The sequence below is a fragment of the Caulobacter sp. SRI_008 genome (genome assembly GCF_057586355.1).
In genome coordinates, this window is the sequence record NZ_JBYCZS010000001.1 from 69,900 (window position 1) to 95,259 (window position 25,360).

A 25,360-nucleotide genomic window follows, 5' to 3' on the forward strand; every position below is an offset into this window, starting at 1 on the left:
CTTGCCTGCCTGGACACCGGTGTCTTAGCATCGAGGAACAACGGTCGCCGAACCATCACGATGGCGGCCGACAAGGGGGAAACGACCATGTTCTTCGCCTGGGGGCATCAGGGCCAACGACGCGTGTTCGCCAACGCCGGCGCGTTCCAGTGCAGTCACTGCGAGAAGGAACAGCCCAGCACCGTGGTCCTGGACTACACCGTGCGGCACCTCTGGTTCCTGTTCCGCTGGACCACCGGCAAGGTCTGGCACAAGGTCTGCGAAACCTGCGGCCACGCCGACCGCCTGCTGAACTCGAAGACCTTCGAGGCGGGCCTCTCCAAGCCGCCGATCCCGTTCATCGACCGTCGCGGCTGGCTGGTGGGCCTGGGCGGCGCCGGCGCCCTGGTCGTGCTGCTCGGCGTCAACGCCGCCATCGACGACAAGAACAACCTGACCTATCTGCACGCACCCCACGTCGACGACGTCTATACGATGGATTTCGGCCGAGACAGCCGCAACACCGAGTGCCCCGATTGCCAGTACGGCGCGGCCGTGGTCAGCGCGGTCAAAGCCGAGGGCGTCTACATCCATCCCAGCAAGAAGATCTACAACCGCTCGTCCGACGTCCCCTGGGGCGCCAGCCCCTCCGACTACGTCGCTGGCGAAACCTACTTCATCTCCAACGCCCAACTGCTCGACATGCACCAGAAGGGCAAGCTGATGGACGTGCGGCGGTAACCCCCTCCGGCCCTCCGGGCCACCTCCCCCAAAGGGGGAGGATCTACGCGGCGCAGATGCTCCCCCTTTGGGGGAGCTGTCGGCGAAGCCGACTGAGGGGGCCGCCGAAGGCGGTCTCCCCTAGCCTCGCTCGCCCGCCTCCCCTACAGACGGGTTCCACGGAACCCGCCATGACCGCCTACGCCACAGCCGAAATCGCCCGCCTGGCCGAGCGCCTGCTCGACCGCAGCCTGCCCAAGGAAGAGTGGACCCACGCGGCCCACCTGACCGCGACGCTGCGCCTCGTGCGCACCCGCGACGCGGGCCTTGAGCGTGACCTGCCGGGCATCATCCGCGCCTATAACGAGGCCGTCGGCGGGGTGAACGACGACACCAGCGGCTATCACGAGACCATCACCCAGGCCTATCTGGCCGCCATCCGCGCCTTCGTCGCCGCCCTGCCCGCCGATGCGGACGACGCCGAGGCCGCCGCCCGCCTGCTGGACACGCCGCTGGGCGACAAGGCCTGGCCGCTGGGCTTCTGGTCGCGCGAGCGCCTGTTCAGCGTCGCCGCTCGCTGCGGCTGGGTCGAGCCCGACCTGGCGCCCCTCGACCACGCCCCGCCGGAACAGGTGCGGTGACCTTCATCGTCGTCCTGGCCCTGCTGGCGGCCAACCTTTTCTGCTTCATGCTGTTCGCCCACGACAAGGCCGCCGCCGTCGAGGGCGATCGCCGCGTGCCCGAGCGGGTGCTGCTGCTGTCGGCCTGCCTGGGCGCCGCGCCCGGCGCGCTGCTGGCCCAGCGCTGGCTGCGCCACAAGACCCGCAAGCAGCCCTTCGGCGCCTGGCTGGCCCTGATCGTCTTCGCCCAGGCCTGCATTGTCGCCGGCCTGGTCGCCCTGGCCTTCCAGCGCGGCTGAGCCGTTCGACAGCGATTTTCGGCGCCATCGCCGGCCCGCATCGCCTATCAAAACGCTCATGACCGCTTCGACGCCCGCGCTCAACACCGATCGCCTGCTCACCCTGCTTCGCGGCAAGACGCCGATCCGGCCGGCCGACGCGCTGAAGGGCGGCGGCGGCGCCCTGCTGGGCCTGCTGTTCGCCGGAGTGCTGGGACGCTTCACCGTCGGCGGCGGCGACTGGCTGCATCCTCTGCTGGTCGCGCCGATCGGGGCCTCGGCCGTGCTGGTCTTCGCCGTGCCCGCCAGCCCCCTGGCCCAGCCGCGCGGCGTGATCGGCGGCAATGTCGTCTCGGCGCTGATCGGCATCACCGTGGCCCTGCTGCTGCCGGCCCAGCCGCTGCTCGCCGCGCCCCTGGCCGTGGGCCTGGCCATCGCCGCCATGGTGCTGCTGGGCTGCCTGCACCCGCCCGGCGGCGCGGTGGCCCTGATCACCGTCATCGGCGGACCGGCCGTGACCAAGGCAGGCTATCTCTTCGCCCTCAATCCGGTGGCCGTGGACTCGATCCTGCTGGTCCTGGCCGGCATGGCCTACAACCGCGCGGTCGGCCGCTCCTATCCGCACAAGGCCCCGGCCCCGCCATCCAGCCCGCACGGCACGGCCGATCCGGCCCCCGCCTCGCGCATCGGCTACAGCACCGGCGACCTCGACAAGGCCCTGGCCCGCTATGGCGAACTGCTCGACGTCAGCCGCGAAGACCTCAACGCCCTGTTCCGCGAGGTCGAGATCGAGGCCCACCAGCGCCTGCACTCGCAGATCCGCTGCGGCGACGTGATGTCCCGCGACGTCATCCGGCTCGACCGCGCCCAGTCGGCCGAAAGCGCCCTGGCCTTCCTGCAGAGCCACGACCTGCGCGTCGCCCCGGTCGTCGACGAGGAGGGCCGCGTCATCGGCATGGCCCGCCGCGCCGAACTCCAGGCCAACCGCCGCCGCACGGTCGAAGCCGCGCTCGACCCCTTCGTCCACCGCGTGCGCGAAGGCACCCCGATCGCCGCCCTGCTGCCGATCCTCTCGAGCGGCCAAACCCACGAGGCCATGGTCGTCGACCGCGACCGCAAGCTGGTCGGCGTGATCACCCAGACGGATTTGATCGCCGTGCTCTACAGGGCGCACATCGTCGAGAGCGTGATTTAGCCCGCTCCCCCTATCCGCCCGTCATTCCCGCCCTTGTGGCGGGAAACCCTGGTTCAGCTGTCACGTGAAATGCCAGCGGCGTGCTCAGCACGCCGCCCCCTCCGCCCTTGCGGCTGACAGAGGGGTTCCCGCCACAAGGGCGGGAATGACGGGAGTAAGGGAAAGGCGAAGGCTCGAAGCCTAAGCCGCCACGCGCCGCCGCGCCGCCGACCGCCCCAGCCTGAACCGCCCCACCAAGGCCTCCAGCCGCGCGCCCTGGCCCGCCAGGGCCTGGTCGGCGGTGCGGGCCTGATCGACCATGACCAAGTTCTCCTGGGTGAAGCGCTCCATCTCGGCGACCTCGGCGTTGACCGCCGACAGGCCCTGGGCCTGTTCGCGCACCGACGAGGCGATGCGGGTGGCGGCGGCGTCGATGCCGGCCATGCGTCCGGCCACGCCGTGCAGGGCCGAGCCGGTACGCTCCACGAGGCCGACGCCCGCTTCCACCCGTACGGCCGAGGCGCCGATCAGGGTCTTGATCTCCTTGGCCGAGCCGGCCGAGCGCTGGGCCAGGGCCCGCACTTCCTGGGCCACGACGGCGAAGCCGCGACCGGCGTCGCCGGCCCGGGCGGCTTCCACGCCCGCGTTCAGGGCCAGAAGGTTGGTCTGGAAGGCGATCTCGTCGATCAGGCCGACGATGTCGCCGATCTGGCGGGCCGAGGCGTCGATCTCGCCCATGGTGGCGGCGGCCTGGGTGACCACCGCACCGCCCTGGTCGGCTTCGGCGCGGGCGGCGGCGACCAGGCGGCGGGTCTCGTCGGCCCCGCCGGCCGCCTCGCCCACGGCCTGGGTGATCTCGTTCAAGGAGCCCGCGGCCCGCTCGATGCCGGCGGCCTGTCGCTCGGTGCGGCCGGCCAGCTCGCCCGAGGCGCGGCTGAGCGCGGTCGTGGCCTCGCCGATGGCGGCGCTGGCCTCGGCGATCTCGCCGATCGCCTGCTCCAGGCTCTCGACGGCGGTGTTGAAGTCGCGGCGCAGCGGCTCGTAGACCTCGGCGAACGGACCGGGGATGCGACGGCCCAGATCGCCCTCGGCCACGGCGGCCAGGGCTTCGCCCACCTGGCGGACCACGTCGGTCTGCTCGTCGATCGACAGGGTCAGGGCCACGGCCCGGTCGCGGTCGGCGTCGGCGGCGCGGCGCAGGCCCTCCTGCTCCTCGCGCATGGCCTGGGCGCGGGCCAGTTCCTGCCGCAGCGTGTCGAGCGCCCGGGCGATGGCCCCGATCTCGTCGGCGCGGGCGGCCTCGGCCACCGGCTGGTCGTAGCGGTGCTCGGCCAGCACGCCCACGGCGCCGCGCAAGGCCAGCAGCGGTTGGGCGATCAGCCGGCGCGAGGCCAGGGCCAGCACGCCCAAGGCGCAGGCCAGAAGCACCAGGCCGCCGATCGCCAGGCCCATGGCCAGCTTGCGGGCCGGCGCCAGCAGCGCGTCCTCGGTGACGTCCACCACCATGGCCCAGGTCGCGCCCGAGGCCAGGCGCACGGGCGCCACCAGCCGCTCGGCCCGCTGGCCCTTGATCTTCACGCCCTCGATCACCGTCGGACCGCCGCCGGCGATCACCGCCTTGACCACGTCGAGGCCGGGATCGGCGTAGGCCTTCATCCGCAGGTCCGCCTCGGGGTGCGACACCCAAAGGCCGCCCGGCGAGACCAGCATGGCCCGGCCGTCGTCGAACGGCTTCAGGGCGGTCAGGCGATTTGCGATATCGTCCAGAGCCAGGTCCGCGCCCATGACGCCCACGGTCTTGCCGTCCACGATCACCGGATAGGTGACCGAGGTCATCAGCAGCATCTTGGTTTCGCCGCCGTCGGTGATGTTGTCGCGATAGGGCTCCAGGATCGCCGGCCGGCCGCTGGCGGCGCTGGTCGTGTAGAAGTCCTCGCCGAACTCGGCGTCCTCGCCCTGCTCCAGGCTCAGGCTGTCGCCGCTTCGCACCCAGTAGCCGATGAACCGGCCCTGCGGGGTCGAGCCCAGGTCGGCGCGGCCGGCGAAGGCGGCGTCGTCGCCCAGGGCGCCGGGGGCGAACATCAGCCAGGCGCCCAGTTCGGTGCGCGAGGCGCTGGCGATCGGCTTCAGCTGGGCCAGATAGACCGCGCGATCGCGCTGGCCGGCCTGGTAGCTGGCCGCGAACAGGCCCGCCGACGAGCGCACGACCGCGTCGGCGTCGTCGAGGTCGTTCTTGATCTCCTGGGCGGTCTGGGCGGTGACGCTGGCGGCGTAGCGCTGGGCCAGGCTTTTCACCGCCTTGCCGCTCTGCCACGAGATCAGCAGCGAGCCGGCGATCAGCAGCACGCCCAGGGCGGCGCCGCCAGCGGCCATCAGCTTGCCGGCCAGAGACAGCCGGCCGAACGTCTTACGCATACTCATCAGGTCCCCCGACTCGACTTGAGGGCGAACAAGACGCGGTAAACCTTGCCGAACGCTGAATGGCCAGCCATCGTCCGGACCCTTAAGCAGAAGGCAGGGAAAGCCCGAATGGTCGTCGTCCACCACCTGAACAACTCGCGCAGCCAGCGCGTCCTCTGGCTGCTGGAGGAGCTGGGCGTCCCCTACGAGGTCAAGCGCTACGAGCGGAACCTGCAGACCATGCTGGCCCCGCCGGAGTTGCGGGCCATCCATCCGCTGGGCAAGTCGCCGGTGATCACCGACGGCGACAAGACCATCGCCGAGACCGGCGCGATCATCGAATACATCCTCGACACCTACGGGAACGGCCGGCTGATCCCGGCGGCGGGAACCCCAGAACGCCTGCGCTATACCTACTGGCTGCACTATGCCGAGGGCTCGGCCATGACGCCGCTGCTGCTGAAGCTGGTGTTCAGCGCCCTGCCCGCCCGCTCGCCGGGCCTGCTCAAGCCCCTGGTCAAGGCCATCGCCGGCAAGGCCCAATCCGGCTTCGTCGATCCGCAGCTGAAGGCCCATATCGACTATTGGGACGCCGAACTGGCCAAGTCCGAATGGTTCGCCGGCTCGGACTTCACCGCCGCCGACGTGATGATGAGCTTCCCGCTGGAGGCCGCCGCCTCACGCGCCGGGGCCAATTCGCGCCCCCGGGTGAAGGCCTTCCTCGAGCGCATCCACGCCCGCCCGGCCTATCGCACCGCCCTGGAGCGCGGCGGCGAATACGCCTACGCCGATTGAGCCAGGGGAACGCAACTCACGGTCAATCTCATCGCCTGCGACATGGCGACGCTCGACCGTGATCTTAAGACTTCGATCACCGTGATCGCGCAAAAGATCGCCCCCTGACGTGCGCGATCCAGGCGCGCCTTGCCCCGGAGATCGAGGTTGTCCCTGCAGCGTGTTCGAACCTGGCGTGATCTGCTTCACGCCCTGGGTCGAACACTGGCCGCAACCTGCGCGATTGTTCTGACGCTTCTGGCGGTGACGTTGTCCAGCGCCTCGCCGCGCGATCCGGGCCGCGTCGCCGCCGTCTTTCCGCCCTGGTGGTCGGCCGCCCACGCCGCGGGCGCGGCGACCACGGCCGGCGACATCGCCGGCGCGGGGTCCGTGCCCTTCATCCTGATCCTGCGCGGCGATCCCGCCACCCTGGGTCAGCGCCTGCGCGCCGCCGGCGCGATCGTCCTTCTCGATCCCGAGGCCGCCGGCGTCTGCGCCGCAAAGTCCGTTCTGGAGCCCCGCCCATGAGCTCGAAGACCTCGAACCTCGACGTCCAGCGCCGCCTCGGCGGTCGCCTGATCCTGACCCTGACCTCGGTCATGGCCCCCATCGTCATCGGCGCCCGCTTCATGGTCGGCGAGCACGTGCTGGGCATCGCCATCGCGGCGGTGATGACCGCCGCCCTGGCCGCCGGCGCCGTCCTGCAACGCGGCGAAACCCAGACGGGCCGCATCCTGTCGGGCGTGGCGCTGATGGCCCAGGTCTCGCTGCTGGTCGCCGCCCTCGACGGCCACGCCTGGCAGATCGACATGCACATGGCCTATTTCGCGGCCCTGGCCCTGCTGGTCGTCTATTGCGACTGGACCGTGATCGCCGCCGCGGCCGCCACCGTCGCCGTCCACCACCTCTCGCTCAGCTACCTGCTGCCCGCAGCCGTCTTCCCGGGCTCGGCGAGCCTTGGCCGCGTGCTGGTCCACGCCGTCATCCTGATCGTCGAGGCCGGCGCCCTGATCATGGCCACCCAAGGCCTGCACCGCGTCATCGGCCTGGCCGAGCGCGCCCGCGCCAAGGCCGAGGAGGCCATGCAGGAGGCCCGCGAGGCCGACGCCGCCGCCGATCACGCCCGTCGCTCGGAAGAGGAAGGCCGCGTCGCCCACGCCGCCGTCCAGGCCGCCGCCGAGCGCCAGCGCGCCGACATGGTCGACGCCCTCGCCCAAAGCCTGTCGCGCCTGGCCAAGGGCGACCTTTCGGTCCGCCTGGTCGAGCAGTTCTCCGAGTCCTACGAGCAGCTGCGCGCCGACTTCAACCAGGCGGCCGTCAAGCTGGCCGACGCCCTGGCCGTCATCGACGAGCGCGCCGGCGGCGTGCGCCGCGGCTCCGACCAGATCGCCGACGCCGCCTCGAACCTGTCGCGCCGCACCGAGCAGCAGGCCGCCAACCTGGCCGAGACCGCCAGCGCCATGGACGAGATCACCGCCACCGTCGGGCAGACGGCCGACGGCGCCCGCAAGGCCGCCGCCGTCGTGGCCCGCGCCCGCGACGACGCCCGCCGCTCGGGCGAGGTGGTCGGCGAGGCCGTCGACGCCATGGGCGCGATCGAGACCTCGGCCACCCAGATCTCGCGGATCATCGGCGTCATCGACGAGATCGCCTTCCAGACCAACCTGCTGGCCCTCAACGCCGGCGTCGAAGCCGCCCGCGCGGGCGAGGCCGGCAAGGGCTTCGCCGTGGTGGCTTCCGAGGTGCGCGGCCTGGCCCAGCGCTCGGCCGAGGCCGCCAAAGAGATCAAGCAGTTGATCACCACCTCGACCCGCCAGGTCGGCGAGGGCGTCGAGCTGGTCGGCCGCACGGGCGAAGCGCTGGAGCGCATCGTCTCGCAGATCGCTGAGATCGACGGCCTGGTTTCCGAGATCGCCGCCAGCGCCCAGCACCAGGCCCAGGGCCTGACCCAGGTCAACACCGCGGTGAACCAGATGGACCAGGTGCTGCAGCAGAACGCGGGCCTGGTGGAGGAGACCGCCGCGGCCACCCACGCCCTCAACGACGACGCCGGCGAGCTGGCCCGTCTGGTCGGCCAGTTCCAGTTGCCCGGCGACCGCCGCCTGGCCTCGCGGCCCGGCGCGCTGAAGCGGGCCTGACGGGAGCTCTGCAGGGGAAGAAGGACCGCCAGCTTGGCCGCGCGCGTCGCCCGACGCGTGAGACTTGCTTATCCAGAATGCGGCGCCTATCCTCTCAGCCCCCGGTCGCGTGCGCCAGCGACTAGGAGTCTTCCTCCCCTTACGGCGAACCGAGCTAAAATCCGCAATGGAAAAAGTGCCGATGACCGTCTTGGGTTATCAAACCCTCGACGAAGAACTGAAGCGTTTGAAGACGATTGAACGGCCCGCCGTGATCGCCGCGATCGCCGAAGCGCGATCGCATGGCGACCTCTCGGAAAATGCCGAATACCACGCCGCCAAGGAACGCCAGGGCTGGATCGAGGGCCAGATCGCCGAGATCGAGGACAAGATCGCCCGCGCCCAGGTCATCGACGTCTCCAAGCTGTCCGGCGCTCAGGTGAAGTTCGGCGCCACGGTCAGCGTGGTCGACGAGGACACCGAAGAAGAAGCCCGCTACCAGATCGTGGGCGACCACGAAGCCGACGTGAAGTCGGGCCGCATCTCGCTGAGCTCGCCGCTGTCGCGCGCCATGATCGGCAAGGAAGTGGGCGAAGTCGTCGAGGTCAACACCCCCGGCGGCGTGAAGGCCTACGAGATCCTCAAGGTCGAGTGGGTCTAGGGCTTAGCCCTAACCCCGCCATGAAGTTCGGCCAATCGCCGTGGATCCGCCCTTTCGAAGGCGGGTCCGCGGCGTTCGCCGTTTGAGGGCTGGACTGATGAGCGCGAGCGAAAAGCCTCGTCCTGAACCGCTGACCATCTGGGCCGTCTCGGACGGTCGCGCCGGCATCGAGGCCCAGGCCGTGGGCCTGGCCGAGGCGATCGCGCGCCAGCGTCCTGCCAAGATCGTGGTCAAGCGCGTGTCCTGGAAGGGCCGCACCGGCCGCTTGCCCTGGTGGCTGGCCTGGCTGCCCAAGCGCTGGATCACCCCCGAAAGCGAGATCACCGCGCCCTGGCCCGACCTGTGGGTCGCCGCCGGCCGCGCCACCCTGCCCCTGTCGATCCGGCTGAAGAAGTGGTCGGCCGGCAAGACCTATGTCGTGCAGATCCAGGACCCGCGCGTCCCGGCCCAGATGTTCGACCTGGTCATCCCGCCCAAGCACGACCGGCTGACCGGCGACAACGTGATCCCGATCACCGGCTCGCCGCACCGCGTCAGCCAGGCGCGCCTCGACGCCGAGTACGAGAAGTTCAAGGACGCCATCGAGGCCCTGCCCCGCCCGCGCGTGGCCGTGCTGCTGGGCGGCAAGTCCAAGGCCTTTGATCTCTCCGTCGAGCGCGCCGCCCAGATGGCCCACGAGATCCAGCTGCCGCTGGAGCAGGAAGGCGGCAGCCTGCTGCTGACCTTCTCGCGCCGCACGCCCGAGCCGGCCCGCGCCCTGCTGGCCGCCCGCCTGCGCGACCTGCCCGGCATCATCTGGGACGGCGACGGCCCCAACCCCTATTTCGCCTTCCTGGCGGCGGCCGACTACATCCTCGTCACCGAGGACTCGACCAACATGGCCACCGAGGCCGCCTCGACCGGTAAGCCGGTGTTCATCCTCAAGATGGAAGGCCACAGCCTGAAGTTCCGCCTCTTCCACGAGGAACTGGAACGCCAGGGCGCGGCCCGCCCCTACGGCGGCGCCTTCCACGGCTGGACCTACGCCCCGGTCGACGAGACCGGCCGCGCGGCGGCCGAGGTGCTGGCGCGGATGGACGCGGCGCGAGCGAAGGACTGAGAGCGATCCGCGTTCAGCGGCATGGCCCTTTTTATCCGAGCCTCCCCGCGAAGGCGGGGATCCAAGCGGACTTTCGGGACCCGGCTCGGCCGTCGATTTTCCGCCAGCTCGGCTTGGGTCCCCGCCTTCGCGGGGAAAGACGGGTTCTGAGCGTATGATGGCCTTCGTTGCCCGGCGGCATTTGGCCCACTACCTTTTGCGCAAGGTGGAGGACTAGCGATGGACCCTCTCGTCTCCATGTCCCTGATGATGCTGCTGGGCGGCGCGCTGTCGTTCGGCGTCTATTGGGCCTTCCAGAAGTTCGACCGCCGCTGACTGCGATCAGCGGTCGTCCTGCAGGAAGACGTAGCGGCCGAAGGCCTCGAGGATCGCCTCGGGATCGAACAGCCCGAAGACCGCCCCCAGGGTGGCGAAGGCCAAAGGCACGGTCCCGGTCTTCACGAGAAGACGACGCGGCGAGCGCCAGACGACGAGCGGCTCCGGCGCGATCCGGCTCATGCCCGCTCCACGTCCTCAACGCCCGGCAACGTCTTCAGCGCCTGCTCATAGGCCCCGCGTTCGAAGACGAACGGCCCGAAGGCCGCATAGGCCTCGTCGCCGGAAAAGCGCTCGAAGCCGCTCCAGCGTACGGCCTGGGCGTCGACTTCGACGCGGCAGAAGAACGGATTGCACCCCCATTCTCCGCAGTCGCAGCCGAGGACGACAACGCGCGTGGGTGACGGAGCCTCGCCCCGCCCCATGAAATGGCGATCCAACGGACCGAAGCGAAAGTATTCCGGTACAAGGCCGTCGCGCCCGCCGGAGCCGCCGCAACGGTATTCACGCTCGAACGTGGCGACCAGATCGATCAGGGCAATCCCGTCGATCAGCGGCATGATGCTGAGCGCGCCGTCCTCCCGCGTACGCCGCTCGAAAACGATCGTACCGAGGGTCACTCGCCCACCATGTCCCAGGCCAGCGGCTCGCCGCGGGTCAGGGCGCGGGCGGCGGGGCGGCCCAGCACCTTGTCGAGGTCGGCCGGCGGCAGGCCGATGCCCGGACGCACCGAGCGGACGTTGTCGCGGCTCAGGATCGCGCCGGCCGGCACGTCGGCGGTGACGTAGAGCGAGCGGCGGTACTGCAGGTTGGCCTGCTCGGAGCCCAGCACGTCGTAATGGGCGCGACCCAGCGCGGCCCAGGCGTTCTTGGTGTCGTTCACGAGCGCCCGGAACTCGGCCGGCTCCAGGCTGAAGGCCGAGTCCGGCCCGCCGTCGGCGCGAGCCAGGGTGAAGTGCTTCTCGATGGCGGCCGCGCCCACCGACACCGCCGCCACCGAGGCGGCCGTGCCCGGCGTGTGGTCCGACAGGCCGATCGGGCAGCCGAAGCGGGCGGCCATGTCGGCCACGGTCCGGACGTTGGCGTCGGCGAAGGTGGCGGGATAGCTCGAAACGCAGTGCAGCAGCAGCACCCCGGCCGCCCCGGCTTCCAGGGCGGTGTTCCGGGCGGTCTCGATCTCGGCCAGGTTGGCCATGCCGGTCGAGATGATCAGCGGCTTGCCCTTGGCCGCCGCGTAGCGGATCAGCGGCAGGTCGACGGCCTCGAACGAGGCGATCTTGTAGGCGGGGGCGTCGAGCCCGGCCAGCAGGTCGACCGCCGTCTCGTCGAACGGGCTGGAGAAGATCGTCACGCCGCGCTTCCTGGCGCGCTCGAAGATGGCCGCATGCCATTCGAACGGCGTCTGGGCCTCCTGGTAGAGCTCATAGAGGCTTCGCCCGTCCCACAGGCCGCCATTGATCTTGAACTCGGGCCGGTCGACGTCGAGCGTGATGGTGTCGGCGGTGTAGGTCTGGATCTTGATCGCGTCGCAGCCGGTGTCGGCGGCCGCGTCGACCATCGAAAGGCAGCGCTCGAGGCTGCCGTTATGGTTCCCCGACAGCTCGCAGATCACATAGGGCGGATGGTCGGCGCCGATCCTGCGGCCGGCGATCTCGATTTCGGGCGAAGCGGTCATGGGCGAACTCACGCGTGTCCTCGCCATATTAACCCTGAAATCGTGGACGAGGCGTCAATCCCCGCCACCGCCTCCGCCGCCACCCCCGCCGCAGCTTCCGCCGTCCGACGAGCCGCCATCGGATGAGGATCCGCAGTCCGACGCGTTCGACGAAGAGTCCGAGGTCGAGGAGCCGCCATCGGAATACGTCGAGGACGATGTATCACCCCCGTCGCCGCCCTTACCGGGCTTCGCCCCGGCCGGCTTGGCCGCCTCCAGCGCCGTGCCCAGGCCCGCCCCGATGGCGACGCCGATCGCGATGCCCATGGCGATGTTGTTGGTCGCCACGCCGAGCGCGACCCCGATCGCCGTCCCGGCCCCGATACCGATCGTCAATCCGCCCTTCATGCCTCCCCCTCCAATTCTCAGCGACCGATCTCGATGACGGCCGCATCTCCCGCCAGAGCCTACCGAAGCTCACTCAAGGCGCTTCCCATTCGCGCCAGAAGAACCTCGCGGCTCATATTTCCAAACCGAACCCACAGCACCCTGGCGCGCGGCGTCCTGTGCCGCGACCATTCGACGAAGTCGCGGTCCTTGGTGATGATGACGTAGCCCTTGCTCAAGGCGAGGTCCCAGAGTTCGCCGTCGGACGCGGACAGCAGTCCAAGTTCCGCCAAGTGATCCGCCGACAGGCCTTGGTCGCGCAGCCACTCGGCCAAGGCCTGTGGAAGCTGGGCGTCGACCAGAAGCTTCAAGCGGCGACGACGGTGGTGTCGGCGACCGCGGCGGCGGCGTAGGCCAGCGCCGCGCGTATGTCGTCCGGTTCCAGGTAAGGATACTCTTGGAGCACCTCGGCGGAGGTCATGCCGGCCGCCAGCATCTCCAGAACATCCTGCACCCGCACACGCAGACCGCGGATGCAGGGACGGCCTCCGGCCTTGCCGGGTTCGATCGTGATGCGTTCCAGCAGCGGGTTCATGGCGTCAATGTAGCGCACGAGCGGAATCGCGCCTAGATATCCGCCATGTCCACCACCGCTCCCCGCCACACGCGCTGCCTGATCATCGGTTCGGGCCCCGCCGGCTACACCGCCGCCATCTACGCCGCCCGCGCGCTGCTCAAGCCCGTGCTCATCGCCGGCATCCAGCCGGGCGGCCAGCTGACCATCACGACCGACGTCGAGAACTATCCGGGCTTCGCCGACGTCATCCAGGGCCCCTGGCTGATGGACCAGATGCGCGCCCAGGCCGAGCACGTGGGCACCGAGCTGGTCAACGACATCGTGCTGTCGGTCGACCTCAGCCAGCGTCCGTTCACGGTGAAGACCGACAGCGGCCAGGACTGGGTCGCCGAGACGATCATCATCGCCACCGGCGCCCAGGCCAAGTGGCTGGGCCTGGAGAGCGAGAGCAAGTTCCAGGGCTTTGGCGTGTCGGCCTGCGCCACCTGCGATGGCTTCTTCTATCGCAACAAGGAAGTCGTGGTGGTCGGCGGCGGCAACACGGCCGTCGAAGAGGCCCTGTTCCTGACCAGCTTCGCCAGCAAGGTCACCCTGGTGCACCGCAAGGACGAATTGCGCGCCGAGAAGATCCTGCAGGAGCGCCTGCTGGCCCACCCGAAGATCGAGGTGGTCTGGGATAGCGCCATCGACGAGGTTCTGGGCGACAGCGATCCGGCAGGCGTCACCGGCGTGCGCCTGAAGAACGTCAAGACCGGCGCGACCACCGAGCTGAAGACCGACGGCGTGTTCATCGCCATCGGCCACGCCCCGTCGTCGGAACTGTTCAAGGGCCAGCTGGAAACCGGCCCCGGCGGCTATCTGAAGGTCAAGCCGGGCACGGCCTCGACGGCCATCGAAGGCGTCTACGCCGCCGGCGACGTCACCGACGACGTCTACCGCCAGGCCGTCACGGCCGCCGGCATGGGCTGCATGGCCGCCCTGGAAGCCGTCCGCTTCCTGGCCGAGGAAGACCACAAGAAGGCTCACCACCCGATCAGCCACAAAGAGGCCAACGAGATCGGGGCCTGGTAGGCTTTCGGACAGAACGAGAAACGAGGGGCGGCCGCCGGTCGCCCCTTTTTCTTTGCCCTTCTCCCCTTGCGGGAGAAGGTGGCGGCCGAAGGCCGACGGATGAGGGGCCTCTCAAACATGAGACGCCTCCGCCCAGCCTGACCGCCGCACGCAGCTTCGATTTCTGAGAGACCCCTCACCCGACCTCGCTCCGCGAGGCCACCCTCTCCCGCAAGGGGAGAGGGATACTAGTTATCCAGCGGGTTCAGCAGGCTGGGCGCTCTCGGCTTCGGCTTGGGCGGCGGAGGCGGAGGAGCCGCCACCACCGGCGGCGCGGGCTTGGCGGCGGCTTGGGCCTGGACCTCGGGCATGGCCTCCAGGGCCTTGTTGATCCGGGCGATCTCCTCGGGCGTGGCGATGCGGCGGCCGGCCACCGTGCCCTCGACCTTCAGCCGCTCGCCGCCCGGCGCGGCGACGTCGGGAATGACGACGATGCGGGCGTCCTTCAGGGCCGCGGCCGGCACGGGTCCACCCAAGGTCTGCGACAGCGTCTGGGCCAGCACCTCCGGCGGCGCGGCCTCCAGCGTGCGCGGATCGGCGCCCATCAGGGTGTCGGCCGAGATCTTGGTCTCGCCGCCGGCGTAGCGCCCCTTGAACGCCGCCAGCGTCCCCGCCGGACCAGTCCAGCGATAGAAGATGTGCGTGCCCACCTGGCGCAGCTTGACCAGGGTCGGCGCCCAGTACGGCGAGACGTAGTCGGCGTGGTAGTGGGTGGCCACGCCCACGTCCTTCATCACGAAGCCCGACAGCGCCCGCCGCGCCACGGCCTCGGCCTGGTTCCACAGAGCCGGCGACACCGCCCGCTCCAGCGAGCCGTCGCAGGTGAAGCTGAACTGGCAGCCGGTGCTGCGCAGCGAGCCCTCGTAGATCACCCCGCAGATCGACTTGGGATAGCCGGGATGGCGCAGGCGGTTGAGCACGGTCTGGGCCACGGCCGCCTGGCCGTCGGCCGGCTCGAAGCCTGCCTCGAAATAGACCGCCTGCGAAAGGCAGTGCAGGGCTCTGGCCCGCTCCTCGCCCGAGGCCTTCAGCACGAAGGGCCGGGCCGCCTCGATCGGCAGGGGCGCGGGCAGGCGGTAGGCGTTGATGCGGCGGGCGTCCTCGAAGTCGAGAACCGCGCCGCTCAGGGTCGGGCCCAGGGTCGGAATGGTGGCGATCTCGATCACCTCCCAGCCCTTCACCCGCCCCCAGTAGTCCTTGCGCGGGCGAGGATCGTGCCGCCGGGCCAGGGCCAGCATGGCCGGGTCCATGTCGGCGACGTAGCGGGCGAGCCCTGCGTCCGACAGCGTGCCGGCCTGGCTCGCCACGCCCGCGGCGCGGCCATGCTGGCGCGGCAGGTGATAGGCGGTGGCGCACGCAGAAAGGCCGCCGACGGCGATCAACGCCGCGGCGGCCTTCAGGTCCCGTTGTCGTCGGATGGACGGCACGCGGGTGCGTTCGGACTACTTGCTCAGGGTCGAGCGCAGCATCCAGGCGTGCTTTTCGTGGGCCGCCAGGCGCTGGGTGTAGAGGTCGGCGGTGGCTTCGTCGCCGGCCTCTTCAGCCGCCGGGAAGGCCGCGCGCAGGGTGGCGATGACCGTCTCGTTGTCAGCCAGGAGTTCCTTGATCATGGCCTCCCAGTCCTTCTCGCCGTCGCCGTCCTTGATGCTGGAGAGGTTGCCGAAGGCGCCGTAGCCCTGCGGGGCCAGCTCGCCCAGGGCGCGAATGCGCTCGGCGATCAGGTCCAGAGCGGCCCACTCTTCGTTGTATTGGCCTTCCAGCAGGATGTGCAGCGACTGGAAATAGGGACCGCGGACATTCCAGTGATAGCCGTGCGTCTTGAGGTAGAGCGCATAGCTGTCAGCCAGGACCTTGTTCAGTCCCTGCGCGATGTCCGCGCGTTGCTTGGCCGAAATGCCGATGTTCGGAGCGGTCGCCATTCATGATCTCCCGTGTTGCGTGTCCTAGGTAAGCGTGTCCATGCTCATGGCAAGCCCGCTTCTGAGCGCGAAGCAAGAATGAACAAAAACGATCCGCTCCCCCAGGCGTCGAAGCCTCGCCGTTCGACATCCGCCCTGCTAAGCGCCTGGCTCATACCCGAGGTTCCCCCGCCCTTCTGGCGCGCGGCGACGGCCGCCGTGGTGGCGACGCTGACGGCCCTGGGCATGCGTTTCGCCTTGCTGGGTCCAGACCAGGCGATCGGCGCCACCCAGGCCTTCTTCCCCGCCATGGTGCTGGTCACGCTGTACGCCGGCTGGCGCTGGGGCGTCGCGCCGCTCGTCTGCGGCGGGCTGCTGGGCTGGTGGCTGTGGGCGGGCCGCTACGGCGAGCCCCTCAGCGAGGCGGAATCGGCCTCGCTGGTCCTCTATCTGATCTCGGCCGCGGCCACGACGGCCGTGGCCCACGGCCTGCGCGAGGCGGTGGCGCACCTGGGCGAGGCCCGGCGACGGCAGGTGCAGGCCGAGGCCCGGCTCGACGTCACCCAGGCCGCCGCCGGGGTCGGTCCCTGGGAGTGGGACGTCGCCAGCGGCGCCCTGCATCTCTCCCCCGCCGCCCGCCGCAACCTGCGCCTGCCGCTGGACGGCCCGCTGAGCTTCGACGACGTCGCCGGCGCCGTGCACCCCGACGACCGCCCCAAGGTGCGCGAGCAGATCCGCCAGGCCATCAAAAGCGGGCCGATCTACGAGGTCGAGTACCGGCTGACCGACAGCCAGGAGGGCGAGCGCTGGATCCACGGCCGCGGCCAGATCGAGCGCGACTCCGCCGGCCGGGCCGTGCGGGTGCTGGGCGTCAATTTCGACGTCACCAAACGCCGCCAGGCCGAGGAAGGCCTGCGCGAGAGCGAGGCCCGCTTCCGGGCCCTGGCCGACAGCGCCCCGGCCCTGATGTGGATCACCGGCCAGGGCGGGGCCCGCGACTTCGTCAACGCGGCTTACGTGGACTTCGCCGGCGCCGACTACCGCGCCGCCCTCACGCTGGACTGGCGCACCCGCATCCATCCCGAGGACCTGCCGTCCATCCTGAAATCCCAGCTCGCCGGCGAGACCTCGCGTAAGCCCTTCAGCCTGGAGGCCCGCTACCGCCGGCCCGACGGCGAGTGGCGCTGGCTCAAATCGTTCTCCCAGCCGCGCTACGGCCCCGGCGGGGCCTTCGCCGGCTTCATCGGCATCGCCTTCGACGTCAGCGAGGCCAAGGAGGCCGAGGCCCAGCTGACCGGCATGAACGAGCTGCTGGCCGACAAGGTCGACACCGCCCTGGCCGAGCGCGACCTGGCCCAGGCGGCCCTCAGCCAGTCGCAGAAGCTGGAGGCCATCGGCCAGCTGACTGGCGGGGTGGCCCACGACTTCAATAACCTGCTGACCGTGGTGATCGGCGCGCTGGATGTGGTGCAGCGGCATCCGGACGACGCCCGCCGGCGCGACAAGATGGTCGACGCGGCCCTGTCGGCCGCCCGGCGCGGCGAGAAGCTGACCCAGCACCTGCTGGCCTTCGCCCGCCGCCAGCCGCTCAATCCCCAGGTCTGCCGCGTCGACCGGGTGATCGCCGAGAGCGAGGCCCTGCTGCGCCGGGCCGTCGGCGAGGTGCTGCCGCTGAAGCTCAGCCTCGGCTCGGGCACCCGCACCGCGCTGATCGACTCCGGCCAGTTCGAGGCCGCCCTGCTCAACCTCGTGGTCAACGCCCGCGACGCCAGCCCGCCCGGCGGGACCATTGTCGTGGAGTCCGGTCCCGAGACCCTGGCCAAGACTCGCGGCGAGCTGAAGCCCGGCGCCTATCTGCGCGTCTCGGTGTGCGACGAGGGCGCCGGCATGGACGCCGACACCATCGCCCGCGCCTTCGAGCCGTTCTTCACCACCAAGGCCTCGGGCAAGGGCACGGGTCTTGGCCTGTCGCAGGTCTACGGCTTCGTGCGCCAGAGCGGCGGCGAGGTCGAGATCGCCTCCAAGCCCGGCAAGGGCACGACGGTGTCGATGCTGCTGCCGGCCAGCCACGAGGGCGCGATCCTGCAGGACGCCCCGGTCGCCGCCCCCGCCCCGCGCCCCGGCGTCGAGGTGCTGCTGGCCGAGGACGATTCCGAGGTCGGCGACCTGGTCGAGGCCATGCTGACGGAGCTGGGCCACCACGTGCGCCGGGCCGGCGACGCCGACGAAGCCCTGAGCGTCGCCCGCGCCCATCCCGAGCTTGGCCTGCTGGTCACCGACGTGATGATGCCGGGCGACAAGAGCGGCGTGGACCTGGCGTCCATCCTCTCGGCCGAACGCCCCGACCTGCCGATCCTGCTGAGTTCGGGCTACACCGGCCAGGAACTGGCCCAGGCCCGCGCCACGCCCTGGCCCCTGCTGCGCAAGCCCTACGCTCTGGACGCCCTGATCCGAGCCATCGACCAGGCGTTCGAGGCCAGAAGGATGCACTAGGTCGGGCCGAAGCTCACCGTTCAAACGCCTCCGAGTCCGTCTCTCCCCGCGAAGGCGGGGATCCAAGCTGACTTTCCGGTAGCGGCCCGGCCGCAGGATATCTGTCGCCTCGGCTTGGATCCCCGCCTTCGCGGGGATGCTCGGTGAAAAATCGGCTCATGGTCGGGGATAATCCAGCCACCCTCATCGATCGACGAAGCCGGTTCAGAAAGCCTGGAAGCGATTTTTCGTCCGCATGCTTTGCATTTCCAAAGCGAGCGGCTATATGTGGATAGCCCCTTATGCTCAATTTCAGCATAAGTCGCGACGCCGGACGGAGCCGCAACTCGGTCTCGGCGTTTTTTGAGGCCCAGGAAATGCTCACTTTGAGCATAAGAGAGGACGACATGGCCGACGGTTTCGCGCCCCTCGCCTTCACCGCCGACATCGAGGCGGAGACCGCCGCCGTATGGGACAAGGTCAAGCACCATGTCACCCCGATGGAATGGCGCCTGCACGCGCCGCTGATCGTCGAGATCAACCGGCTGAAGCGCGAGAAGAACGCCGCCATCCTGGCCCACAACTACATGACGCCGGACATCTTCCACGGCGTGGGCGACTTCGTGGGCGACAGCCTGGCCCTGGCCAAGGAAGCCGCCAAGAGCGACGCCAAGATCATCGTGCAGGCCGGCGTGCACTTCATGGCCGAGACCAGCAAGGTTCTGAGCCCCGAAAAGAAGATCCTGATCCCCGACCTGCTGGCCGGCTGCTCGCTGGCCTCGTCGATCACGGGCGCCGACGTGCGGCTCATCAAGCAGCGCCATCCGGGCGTGCCGGTCGTCACCTACGTCAACACCCCCGCCGACGTGAAGGCCGAGACCGACATCTGCTGCACCAGCGCCAACGCCGTGCAGGTGGTCGAGTGGGCCGCCAGGGAATGGGGGACCGACAAGGTCATCCTGATCCCCGACGAGTTTCTGGCCCGCAACGTCGCCCGCCAGACGGACGTCAAGATCATCGCCTGGGCCGGCCACTGCGAGGTGCACAAGCGCTTCACCGTGCAGGACATCGCCGACATGCGCGCGGCCTGGCCCGGCGCCGAGGTGCTGGCCCACCCCGAATGCCCGGCCGAGATCCTCGAGGCCTCGGACTTCGCCGGCTCGACCGCCGCGATGAACGACTACGTGGCGGCCCGCAAGCCCGCCCAGGTGGTGCTGATCACCGAGTGCTCGATGGCCAGCAACGTCCAGGCCGAAAGCCCCGGCACCCAGTTCATCGGCCCCTGCAACATGTGCCCGCACATGAAGCGGATCACCCTGCAGAACATCTACGACGCCCTGGTGCACGAGCAGTACGAGGTGACGGTGGACGCCGACATCCTCGACCGCGCCCGCCAAGCCGTGCAGCGGATGATCGACCTGCCCCCGCCCGCCGCCCCGGCCCGCTACGACCTCGTCAAGGCGCGCCACCACGTGGACGTGGAGCTGATCTGACCATGCCTGAGATCACCGAGCAGAATGCATGGGATCTCGTCCGCAATTCGGTTGTCGCGGGCGAGCGTCTAAGGACCTGGTCAGTGGCTCACGGCGAAGGCAATACGTCCTTCGTCATTGAGGAGATTTTGCCCGATCGCTTGAAGGTTCGTCTCGACAGTACAGGCGGTATCCGCACGTTGTCGCACCGTACCTTCAGTCGTCTAGGCGAGGTTTGGTCTCGCTATCTCGACGGCGACATAGCTCGCCATGAGTTGCGTGAGCGCTCCCACCATACTTCCTACGCCCTGCCGCTACTAAGACGAGCAGCAAGCTTATGACCAAGAAGCTTACCTTCGACGGCCCCGTCATCCTCGGGGCGGGCCTCGCCGGCCTCACCGCCGCGCTAGCCGCGAAGACGGCGCTGGTGCTGTCGCCGACGCCGCTGGCGACCGGCTGCTCCAGCGCCTGGGCGCAAGGGGGGCTGGCCGCCGCCCTGGCCGGCGACGACACCCCGTCGCTGCACGCGGCCGACACCATCGCCGCCGGCGCCGGCCTATGCGACGGCGACGCCGTGGCGCTGCTGACCCGCGAAGGCCCCGCCGCCGTCCGCGCCCTGGCCGCCCTCGGCGCCCCGTTCGACCGCAAAGCCGACGGCGACTTCGTGCTCAGCCTCGAGGCCGCCCACTCCAAGGCCCGCGTCGCCCGCGTCGGCGGCGATGGGGCTGGGGCCGCGATCATGGCCGCCGTCATCGCGACGGTGCGCGCCACGCCGACCATCGAGATCCGCGAGAACGCCCGCGCCCGGCGCCTGCTCCAGGACGCCGCCGGCCGCGTGGTCGGGGTGCTCGCCGAGATCGACGGCGAGCTCGTCGAAGTCCGCGCCAAGGCCGTGATCCTGGCCACCGGCGGCGTCGGCGGCCTCTACGCCGTCACCACCACCCCGACCCAGGTGCGCGGCGAGGGCCTGGGCCTGGCCGCCCTGGTCGGCGCCGAGATCGCCGACCCGGAGTTCGTGCAGTTCCACCCCACCGCCATCGACATCGGCCGCGATCCCGCCCCCCTGGCCACCGAGGCCCTGCGCGGCGAAGGCTCGATCCTGCGCAATACTGATGGCCGCGCCTTCATGGCCGACTATCACCCGGCCAAGGAACTGGCGCCGCGCGATGTGGTGGCCCGCGCCATCCACGCCGAGCGCACCGCCGGTCGCGGCGCCTTCCTCGACGCCACGACGGCGGTCGGCGCCCACTTCCCGCACGAGTTCCCGGCCGTGTTCGAGGCCTGCCAGAGCGCGGGCGTCGATCCTCGCCGCGAGATGATCCCGGTCACGCCCGCCGTGCACTATCACATGGGCGGAGTGGCCACCGATCTGGACGGCCGCGCCAGCCTGCCGGGCCTCTACGCCGCCGGCGAATGCGCCTCCACCGGCGTGCAGGGCGCCAACCGCCTGGCCTCCAACAGCCTGCTGGAAGCGGCCGTGTTCGGCGCCCGCGCCGGTCGCGCCGCCGCGGCCGAGGCTGCTACCGGCGGCGAGCCGGTGTCGCTCGCGCCCCTGCCCGACCTGCCGGACGAGGCCTTCCAGGCCCTGCGCCGCGCCATGAGCCGCGACGCCGGCGTCATCCGCGACGCCGAGGGCCTGGCCCGTCTGCAAGGCGAGGTCGCCGCGCTGGAGGCCGCGCATGGCCCCTGCCCGCCCCTGGTCGCCGTCCGCCTGATCGTCGACGCCGCCCTCGCCCGCCAGGAAAGCCGGGGCGGCCACTACCGTTCGGACTTCCCCGAAAAGGCCGATCCGGTTCGCACCTTCGTCACCCTCGACCCCGTCCAGGCCGGTTTGCGCCACGCCGCGGAATAGTGGTACGTAAGGAGAACGGAGACGCGACCATGAGCACGCCGTTCGGTCCATCTGACAGCTCGTTCGACGGTCCTGCCGACGGCTTCGCCGAGCAGGGCGTGACCGAGTTCCTGCTGACCGTCGACGACCTGGAGACCATGCTGCGGGCCGGGATTTTCGATCGCGACGACGCTACGCGGGTGGAACTCGAAGACGGAAGGCTGGTGCGGATGTCGTCGGAGTCGCTGCCCCATGCGCGGACCGCCGCCCGTCTGTCGCTGGCGCTGAACATGGCCCTATCTCAATTGGGCCTGACCGACCGCTACGAAGTGCTCAACGGCGGAACTGTCCGTGTTTCAGATATCTCGGCCTTCGACCCGGACGGGGCGGTGATCGCTCGCGACGCCGAAGGCTTCTTCATGCGCGCCGACCAGGTTTTCCTGGTCATCGAGTCATCGCTCGCCACCCTCAAGCGCGACCTCGGCTCAAAAAGCCGCGCCTACGCCGGCGCCGGGATCGCCGAATACTGGGTGATCGACGTCAAGCAGGCCAAGCTTCACATCTTCCGCCGCCCGTTCGAAGGCGACTGGACCGAGCGCCTGCTCCTGACCGCCGACGACAGCGTCTCGCCGCTGTTCGCCCCCGACGCCGACATTACCCTGAAGAGCGTATTTTGACCGTCCTGCCCCGCATCGAGCCGCTGCCCGACCTTCTCGTCCGCCCCATCGTCGATCTGTCCCTGGCCGAGGATCTGGGCCGGGCCGGCGACATCACGGGCCTGGCCTGCATCGACGCCGACGCGCGGCTGTCGGTGCTGTTCGCCAGCCGCCAGGACGGCCGCGTCTCGGGTCTGGCCTGCGCCCGCCTGGCCCTCTTCGCCCTCGACCCGACCGCGACCTTCGAGGTCGTCACGCCCGACGGCGCCGACGCCCCGCCCGGCACGGTGCTGGCCCGCGCCGAAGGAAACGCCCGGGCCGTGCTGGCGGCCGAACGCACGGGGTTGAACCTGCTGGGCCGCCTGTCGGGCATCGCCACCCTGACCCGCGCCTATGTGCGCCTCGTCGAAGGCACGGGGGCGACCATCGTCGACACCCGCAAGACCACGCCGGGCCTGCGCGCCCTGGAGAAGTACGCCGTGCGCTGCGGCGGCGGGGTCAACCACCGCTTCGGCCTCGACGACGCGATCCTGATCAAGGACAACCACGTCGCCGCCTGCGGCGGGGTCGGCGAAGCCGTCCGCCGCGCCCGCGCCTTCGCCGGTCACCTGGTGAAAGTGGAAGTCGAGGTCGATGGCCTCGACCAGCTGGAAGACGCCCTCAAGCACGGCCCCGACGTCGTCATGCTCGACAATTTCAGCCTGGGCGACCTCGCGACCGCCGTGTCGCTGGCCAAGGGCCGCGCGGTGCTGGAGGCCTCGGGCGGCGTCAACCTGACCACCGTCCGCGCCATCGCCGAAACCGGCGTGGACGTCATCAGCGTCGGCGCCCTGACCCACTCCGCGCCGGTGCTGGATATCGGGCTCGACGCGGCCTGAGGACGTTCCTCTTTTAAACTCCCGTCATTCCCGCCCTTGTGGCGGGACCCCCTGGTTCCGTTCGCACGTGAAGCGCAAGCGGACTGCTCGGCAGTCCGCCCCTCCCGCCCTTGCGGTTGATAGAGGGGTTCCCGCCACAAGGGCGGGAATGACGGGAAGAAGGGTGCGCTTCTAGCGCCCCCTGCCCCGCACCCACGGCATGATCCGGTCCTGCACCGGCTGGTCGATATAGGTGTGGAACACCCAAGCCGCGCCGATGGCCAGCGGGAAGCCGGCGATCCACATCAGCCATTGCCAGCCGATGCCGATCGGCACGCTGTCGATCAGCTTGTGCACGGCGCTCCAGTAGATCACGCCCACGAGAATGTGGGTGATGAACAGCGCGAAGGAGAGCTTGGCGCCCTCCTCGATCCAGGCCTGGGGATGCTTCACCGGCAGGCGGCCGGCGCCGAGGATGATGGCGGCCAGACACACCAGGCTGGGCAGGTCGAAGCGGCCGATCAGTTGCAGGATCACCAGGCCCGCGCAGCCCAGGGTCAGCAGGATCTTGGCGGCCTTTTCCGTCGGCCAGTTCAGCTCGACCGCCCGCGCCAGGCACAGGCCCAGCAGGAACAGCGGCAGGGCCCGCAGCACGCCGATGCGCAAGGGCAGGTCCGACAGGCCGATCGACACTTCGGAGAAGCCGAAGCCGTTGGTCTGGCGCGAGGCGACGTCGAAGGCGACCACCACGGCAGCGGCCAGCACGATCGGCAGCCACGGCCGGCGGGTCAGGTTGGCGGCGCGCCAGAACCACGGGAACAGGGCGTAGCAGACGATCAGCGCCGACAGCGACCAGCTGGGCAGGTTCCAGCCGTCGCTGTTGAAGCCCCAGGCGTGCATCAGCATGGCTTGCAGCGGCAGCTGGTCCCAGGCGAAGCGCGAGGGCTTGTGGGCGTCGGTGCCGATGACGTTGAGGGCGAAGACCAGCCCCGCCATGGCGGCCAGCACCATCAGGTGGCCCGGCCAGACCCGCGCCGCGCGGCGCAGCCAGAACTGGAAGTGGGTGATGCGGCCCGAGATCGCCGACGGCCCGTAGGCGCGGCCCAGCACGTAGCCCGACAGCATCAGGAAGAAGTCCGTGGCCAGATAGCCGCGCGCGAACACCGGGTGGAAGCGCTCGATGCGCAACGGGCTCTCGGCGCCGAAGTGGTAGACCACGATCAGCAGGGCGGCGACCAGGCGCAGAAGGTCCAGCGCGCCGCCGCGGGTGGCCGGACGGGGGGCGTGGACGACGGGTGACGCGACTGGTGGCGCCACGGGGGCGACTCTGGGGGCGGCGTCGGACGGGGGGACCGACTCCGAGGATGACGACGGACTGCTCACGCCCGTGGCCTTAACAAAGCCGAGCCCCGGGGGGAAGCGGCGGAAGGTCGCGCTGGGCCATGCTTGACCACCGACACGCGAGCCCCCATCTGTAACCGTACAAGTATCTAATTGGACTTCGCCGCCATGACCCGCATGCCCGCCCTCTTCATCGGCCACGGCTCGCCGATGAACGCCATCGAGGACAACGCCTGGAGCCGCGCCTGGGCGCAGCTGGGCCGCGACCTCCCCCGCCCCAAGGCGGTGCTGATGGTCAGCGCCCACTGGGAGACCATGGGCGGCACGGCGCTGAGCGCCTCGGAGCGTCCGGAAACCATCCATGACTTTGGCGGCTTCCCCCAGGCGCTGTTCGACGTGCAGTACCGCGCGCCGGGCGATCCGGCCCTGGCCGCCCGCGCCGCCGAACTGCTCTCACCCCAGCGCACCGTGCAGCATCCGACCCGCGGCCTCGACCACGGCGCCTGGAGCGTGCTGCGGCCGATGTATCCCGACGCCGACGTGCCGGTGGTGCAGGTCAGCCTGGATCGCGGCCAGGGCGCCGCCTGGCACTACGAAGCCGGCCGCCGCCTGGCGGCCGTGCGCGACGAGGGCGTGCTGATCATCGGCAGCGGCGACATCGTCCACAACCTGCGGGCCGTGAACTTCCGCACCGGCGAGACGCCGGACTGGGCGCCGCGCTTCAACGAAACCGCCAAGGCCCTGATCGCCTCGGGCGACCACCAGCCGCTGATCGACTGGGAAAGCCTGGGTCCCGACGCGGACCTGTCGATCAACAGCGCCGAGCACTACCTGCCCCTGCTCTACGTGCTGGGCGCGCAGCAGAAGGACGAGCCGGTGTCGTTCTTCGCCGACGACGTCTTCGCGGCGATCTCGATGACGGGCGTGCTGGTGGGTTAGCGCCTCTCCACCCTACTTTCCTCCCGTCA

Annotated in this window: 27 protein-coding genes; 17 read left to right on the forward strand and 10 right to left on the reverse strand. The window is 70.1% G+C overall.

Annotated features, from left to right (window positions below; genetic code table 11):
* Nucleotides 1-87 precede the first annotated feature (87 nt).
* The 4 genes from AC2YHT_RS00340 (at nucleotide 88) to AC2YHT_RS00355 (ending at nucleotide 2,792) form a co-directional block, all read left to right on the forward strand.
* Complete coding sequence (locus AC2YHT_RS00340; protein ID WP_487287637.1) at nucleotides 88-720, forward strand: hypothetical protein; 633 nt, start codon at nucleotides 88-90, stop codon at nucleotides 718-720.
* A 170-nt stretch (nucleotides 721-890) separates the two neighbouring features.
* Nucleotides 891-1,340, forward strand: a complete 450-nt coding sequence (locus tag AC2YHT_RS00345; protein WP_487287638.1) for a hypothetical protein — start codon at nucleotides 891-893, stop codon at nucleotides 1,338-1,340.
* On the forward strand, nucleotides 1,337-1,618 hold the full coding sequence (locus tag AC2YHT_RS00350; RefSeq protein WP_233245151.1) for a DUF1294 domain-containing protein: 282 nt from the start codon (nucleotides 1,337-1,339) through the stop codon (nucleotides 1,616-1,618). Before AC2YHT_RS00345 ends, AC2YHT_RS00350 begins: the two co-directional genes overlap by 4 nt.
* Nucleotides 1,619-1,676: 58 nt before the next feature.
* Nucleotides 1,677-2,792, forward strand: coding sequence for an HPP family protein (locus AC2YHT_RS00355; RefSeq protein WP_487287639.1), 1,116 nt, complete (start codon nucleotides 1,677-1,679; stop codon nucleotides 2,790-2,792).
* 180 nt (nucleotides 2,793-2,972) lie between these two features.
* On the opposite strand, the gene AC2YHT_RS00360 is transcribed toward AC2YHT_RS00355, so the two are convergent.
* The gene (locus AC2YHT_RS00360; protein ID WP_487287640.1) at nucleotides 2,973-5,192 is read right to left on the reverse strand and encodes a methyl-accepting chemotaxis protein; all 2,220 of its coding nucleotides are present in this window, start codon (nucleotides 5,190-5,192) and stop codon (nucleotides 2,973-2,975) included.
* Nucleotides 5,193-5,300: 108 nt separating this feature from the next.
* Here AC2YHT_RS00360 and AC2YHT_RS00365 point away from each other — a divergent pair, with 108 nt between their 5' ends.
* From AC2YHT_RS00365 to AC2YHT_RS00385, 5 genes are all read left to right on the forward strand, one after another.
* Nucleotides 5,301-5,966 (forward strand): glutathione S-transferase, encoded by a 666-nt coding sequence (locus tag AC2YHT_RS00365; RefSeq protein WP_487287641.1) that lies wholly within the window; start codon nucleotides 5,301-5,303, stop codon nucleotides 5,964-5,966.
* 147 nt (nucleotides 5,967-6,113) lie between these two features.
* Nucleotides 6,114-6,473 carry a hypothetical protein gene (locus AC2YHT_RS00370; protein WP_233245327.1) on the forward strand — a complete coding sequence of 120 codons (360 nt, stop codon included), beginning with the start codon at nucleotides 6,114-6,116 and terminating at the stop codon, nucleotides 6,471-6,473.
* Nucleotides 6,470-8,083, forward strand: coding sequence for a methyl-accepting chemotaxis protein (locus AC2YHT_RS00375; protein WP_487287642.1), 1,614 nt, complete (start codon nucleotides 6,470-6,472; stop codon nucleotides 8,081-8,083). Before AC2YHT_RS00370 ends, AC2YHT_RS00375 begins: the two co-directional genes overlap by 4 nt.
* 166 nt (nucleotides 8,084-8,249) lie before the next feature.
* On the forward strand, nucleotides 8,250-8,723 hold the full coding sequence (gene greA, locus AC2YHT_RS00380) for a transcription elongation factor GreA (RefSeq protein ID WP_110121313.1): 474 nt from the start codon (nucleotides 8,250-8,252) through the stop codon (nucleotides 8,721-8,723).
* Nucleotides 8,724-8,820: 97 nt separating this feature from the next.
* Nucleotides 8,821-9,822 (forward strand): mitochondrial fission ELM1 family protein, encoded by a 1,002-nt coding sequence (locus AC2YHT_RS00385; protein WP_487287643.1) that lies wholly within the window; start codon nucleotides 8,821-8,823, stop codon nucleotides 9,820-9,822.
* Nucleotides 9,823-10,143: 321 nt separating this feature from the next.
* Here AC2YHT_RS00385 and AC2YHT_RS00390 read toward each other — a convergent pair whose 3' ends face one another.
* The 6 genes from AC2YHT_RS00390 to AC2YHT_RS00415 are packed head-to-tail and all read right to left on the reverse strand — an operon-like array spanning nucleotide 10,144 to nucleotide 12,791.
* Nucleotides 10,144-10,320, reverse strand: a complete 177-nt coding sequence (locus AC2YHT_RS00390) for a hypothetical protein (RefSeq protein ID WP_487287644.1) — start codon at nucleotides 10,318-10,320, stop codon at nucleotides 10,144-10,146.
* A complete protein-coding gene (locus AC2YHT_RS00395; RefSeq protein ID WP_487287645.1) occupies nucleotides 10,317-10,757 on the reverse strand; it encodes a hypothetical protein in 441 nt (146 codons plus the stop codon). The genes AC2YHT_RS00390 and AC2YHT_RS00395 overlap by 4 nt, the downstream gene beginning before the upstream one ends.
* The gene (pseI, locus tag AC2YHT_RS00400; RefSeq protein WP_487287646.1) at nucleotides 10,754-11,812 is read right to left on the reverse strand and encodes a pseudaminic acid synthase; all 1,059 of its coding nucleotides are present in this window, start codon (nucleotides 11,810-11,812) and stop codon (nucleotides 10,754-10,756) included. Before pseI ends, AC2YHT_RS00395 begins: the two co-directional genes overlap by 4 nt.
* Nucleotides 11,813-11,866: 54 nt before the next feature.
* A complete protein-coding gene (locus AC2YHT_RS00405) occupies nucleotides 11,867-12,199 on the reverse strand; it encodes a glycine zipper domain-containing protein (RefSeq protein ID WP_487287647.1) in 333 nt (110 codons plus the stop codon).
* 59 nt (nucleotides 12,200-12,258) lie between these two features.
* Entirely contained in the window at nucleotides 12,259-12,549 is a 291-nt protein-coding gene (locus AC2YHT_RS00410) for a DUF5615 family PIN-like protein (protein WP_487287648.1), read from the reverse strand.
* Nucleotides 12,546-12,791, reverse strand: coding sequence for a DUF433 domain-containing protein (locus AC2YHT_RS00415; protein ID WP_487287649.1), 246 nt, complete (start codon nucleotides 12,789-12,791; stop codon nucleotides 12,546-12,548). The genes AC2YHT_RS00410 and AC2YHT_RS00415 overlap by 4 nt, the downstream gene beginning before the upstream one ends.
* 27 nt (nucleotides 12,792-12,818) lie before the next feature.
* On the opposite strand from AC2YHT_RS00415, the gene trxB reads away from it, so the two are divergent.
* Nucleotides 12,819-13,826: a thioredoxin-disulfide reductase gene (trxB, locus tag AC2YHT_RS00420; RefSeq protein ID WP_487287650.1), complete on the forward strand. Its 1,008-nt coding sequence runs from the start codon at nucleotides 12,819-12,821 to the stop codon at nucleotides 13,824-13,826.
* 227 nt (nucleotides 13,827-14,053) lie between these two features.
* Here the strand turns inward: trxB and AC2YHT_RS00425 are convergent, their stop codons facing one another.
* Both AC2YHT_RS00425 and AC2YHT_RS00430 read right to left on the reverse strand, forming a co-directional pair.
* Nucleotides 14,054-15,292 carry a cell wall hydrolase gene (locus AC2YHT_RS00425; RefSeq protein WP_487287651.1) on the reverse strand — a complete coding sequence of 413 codons (1,239 nt, stop codon included), beginning with the start codon at nucleotides 15,290-15,292 and terminating at the stop codon, nucleotides 14,054-14,056.
* A gap of 15 nt (nucleotides 15,293-15,307) precedes the next feature.
* Nucleotides 15,308-15,784: a Dps family protein gene (locus AC2YHT_RS00430; RefSeq protein WP_487287652.1), complete on the reverse strand. Its 477-nt coding sequence runs from the start codon at nucleotides 15,782-15,784 to the stop codon at nucleotides 15,308-15,310.
* Nucleotides 15,785-15,982: 198 nt separating this feature from the next.
* On the opposite strand from AC2YHT_RS00430, the gene AC2YHT_RS00435 reads away from it, so the two are divergent.
* From AC2YHT_RS00435 to nadC, 6 genes are all read left to right on the forward strand, one after another.
* Complete coding sequence (locus AC2YHT_RS00435) at nucleotides 15,983-18,256, forward strand: hybrid sensor histidine kinase/response regulator (protein WP_487287653.1); 2,274 nt, start codon at nucleotides 15,983-15,985, stop codon at nucleotides 18,254-18,256.
* Between the two features lie 386 nt (nucleotides 18,257-18,642).
* The gene (gene nadA, locus AC2YHT_RS00440) at nucleotides 18,643-19,728 is read left to right on the forward strand and encodes a quinolinate synthase NadA (protein WP_487287654.1); all 1,086 of its coding nucleotides are present in this window, start codon (nucleotides 18,643-18,645) and stop codon (nucleotides 19,726-19,728) included.
* 2 nt (nucleotides 19,729-19,730) lie between these two features.
* Nucleotides 19,731-20,048 carry a hypothetical protein gene (locus AC2YHT_RS00445; protein ID WP_487287655.1) on the forward strand — a complete coding sequence of 106 codons (318 nt, stop codon included), beginning with the start codon at nucleotides 19,731-19,733 and terminating at the stop codon, nucleotides 20,046-20,048.
* Entirely contained in the window at nucleotides 20,045-21,559 is a 1,515-nt protein-coding gene (locus AC2YHT_RS00450) for an L-aspartate oxidase (protein ID WP_487287656.1), read from the forward strand. Before AC2YHT_RS00445 ends, AC2YHT_RS00450 begins: the two co-directional genes overlap by 4 nt.
* 29 nt (nucleotides 21,560-21,588) lie before the next feature.
* Complete coding sequence (locus AC2YHT_RS00455; RefSeq protein WP_487287657.1) at nucleotides 21,589-22,215, forward strand: Uma2 family endonuclease; 627 nt, start codon at nucleotides 21,589-21,591, stop codon at nucleotides 22,213-22,215.
* Nucleotides 22,216-22,229: 14 nt separating this feature from the next.
* Entirely contained in the window at nucleotides 22,230-23,072 is an 843-nt protein-coding gene (gene nadC, locus AC2YHT_RS00460; protein ID WP_487287932.1) for a carboxylating nicotinate-nucleotide diphosphorylase, read from the forward strand.
* A gap of 171 nt (nucleotides 23,073-23,243) precedes the next feature.
* Here nadC and AC2YHT_RS00465 read toward each other — a convergent pair whose 3' ends face one another.
* Entirely contained in the window at nucleotides 23,244-24,368 is a 1,125-nt protein-coding gene (locus AC2YHT_RS00465; protein WP_487287658.1) for an acyltransferase family protein, read from the reverse strand.
* 192 nt (nucleotides 24,369-24,560) lie between these two features.
* On the opposite strand from AC2YHT_RS00465, the gene ygiD reads away from it, so the two are divergent.
* A complete protein-coding gene (gene ygiD / locus AC2YHT_RS00470; RefSeq protein ID WP_487287659.1) occupies nucleotides 24,561-25,331 on the forward strand; it encodes a 4,5-DOPA-extradiol-dioxygenase in 771 nt (256 codons plus the stop codon).
* The last annotated feature ends 29 nt before the right edge of the window (nucleotides 25,332-25,360 follow it).

Coding starts and splice junctions, on each gene's coding strand:
- AC2YHT_RS00340 (WP_487287637.1), top strand. CDS start 88: ATGTTCTTCGCCTGGGGGCATCAGGGCCAACGACGCGTGTTCGCCAAC.
- AC2YHT_RS00345 (WP_487287638.1), top strand. CDS start 891: ATGACCGCCTACGCCACAGCCGAAATCGCCCGCCTGGCCGAGCGCCTG.
- AC2YHT_RS00355 (WP_487287639.1), top strand. CDS start 1,677: ATGACCGCTTCGACGCCCGCGCTCAACACCGATCGCCTGCTCACCCTG.
- AC2YHT_RS00360 (WP_487287640.1), bottom strand. CDS start 5,192: ATGAGTATGCGTAAGACGTTCGGCCGGCTGTCTCTGGCCGGCAAGCTG.
- AC2YHT_RS00365 (WP_487287641.1), top strand. CDS start 5,301: ATGGTCGTCGTCCACCACCTGAACAACTCGCGCAGCCAGCGCGTCCTC.
- AC2YHT_RS00375 (WP_487287642.1), top strand. CDS start 6,470: ATGAGCTCGAAGACCTCGAACCTCGACGTCCAGCGCCGCCTCGGCGGT.
- greA (WP_110121313.1), top strand. CDS start 8,250: ATGGAAAAAGTGCCGATGACCGTCTTGGGTTATCAAACCCTCGACGAA.
- AC2YHT_RS00385 (WP_487287643.1), top strand. CDS start 8,821: ATGAGCGCGAGCGAAAAGCCTCGTCCTGAACCGCTGACCATCTGGGCC.
- AC2YHT_RS00390 (WP_487287644.1), bottom strand. CDS start 10,320: ATGAGCCGGATCGCGCCGGAGCCGCTCGTCGTCTGGCGCTCGCCGCGT.
- pseI (WP_487287646.1), bottom strand. CDS start 11,812: ATGACCGCTTCGCCCGAAATCGAGATCGCCGGCCGCAGGATCGGCGCC.
- AC2YHT_RS00405 (WP_487287647.1), bottom strand. CDS start 12,199: ATGAAGGGCGGATTGACGATCGGTATCGGGGCCGGGACGGCGATCGGG.
- trxB (WP_487287650.1), top strand. CDS start 12,819: ATGTCCACCACCGCTCCCCGCCACACGCGCTGCCTGATCATCGGTTCG.
- AC2YHT_RS00430 (WP_487287652.1), bottom strand. CDS start 15,784: ATGGCGACCGCTCCGAACATCGGCATTTCGGCCAAGCAACGCGCGGAC.
- nadA (WP_487287654.1), top strand. CDS start 18,643: ATGGCCGACGGTTTCGCGCCCCTCGCCTTCACCGCCGACATCGAGGCG.
- AC2YHT_RS00445 (WP_487287655.1), top strand. CDS start 19,731: ATGCCTGAGATCACCGAGCAGAATGCATGGGATCTCGTCCGCAATTCG.
- AC2YHT_RS00450 (WP_487287656.1), top strand. CDS start 20,045: ATGACCAAGAAGCTTACCTTCGACGGCCCCGTCATCCTCGGGGCGGGC.
- AC2YHT_RS00455 (WP_487287657.1), top strand. CDS start 21,589: ATGAGCACGCCGTTCGGTCCATCTGACAGCTCGTTCGACGGTCCTGCC.
- ygiD (WP_487287659.1), top strand. CDS start 24,561: ATGACCCGCATGCCCGCCCTCTTCATCGGCCACGGCTCGCCGATGAAC.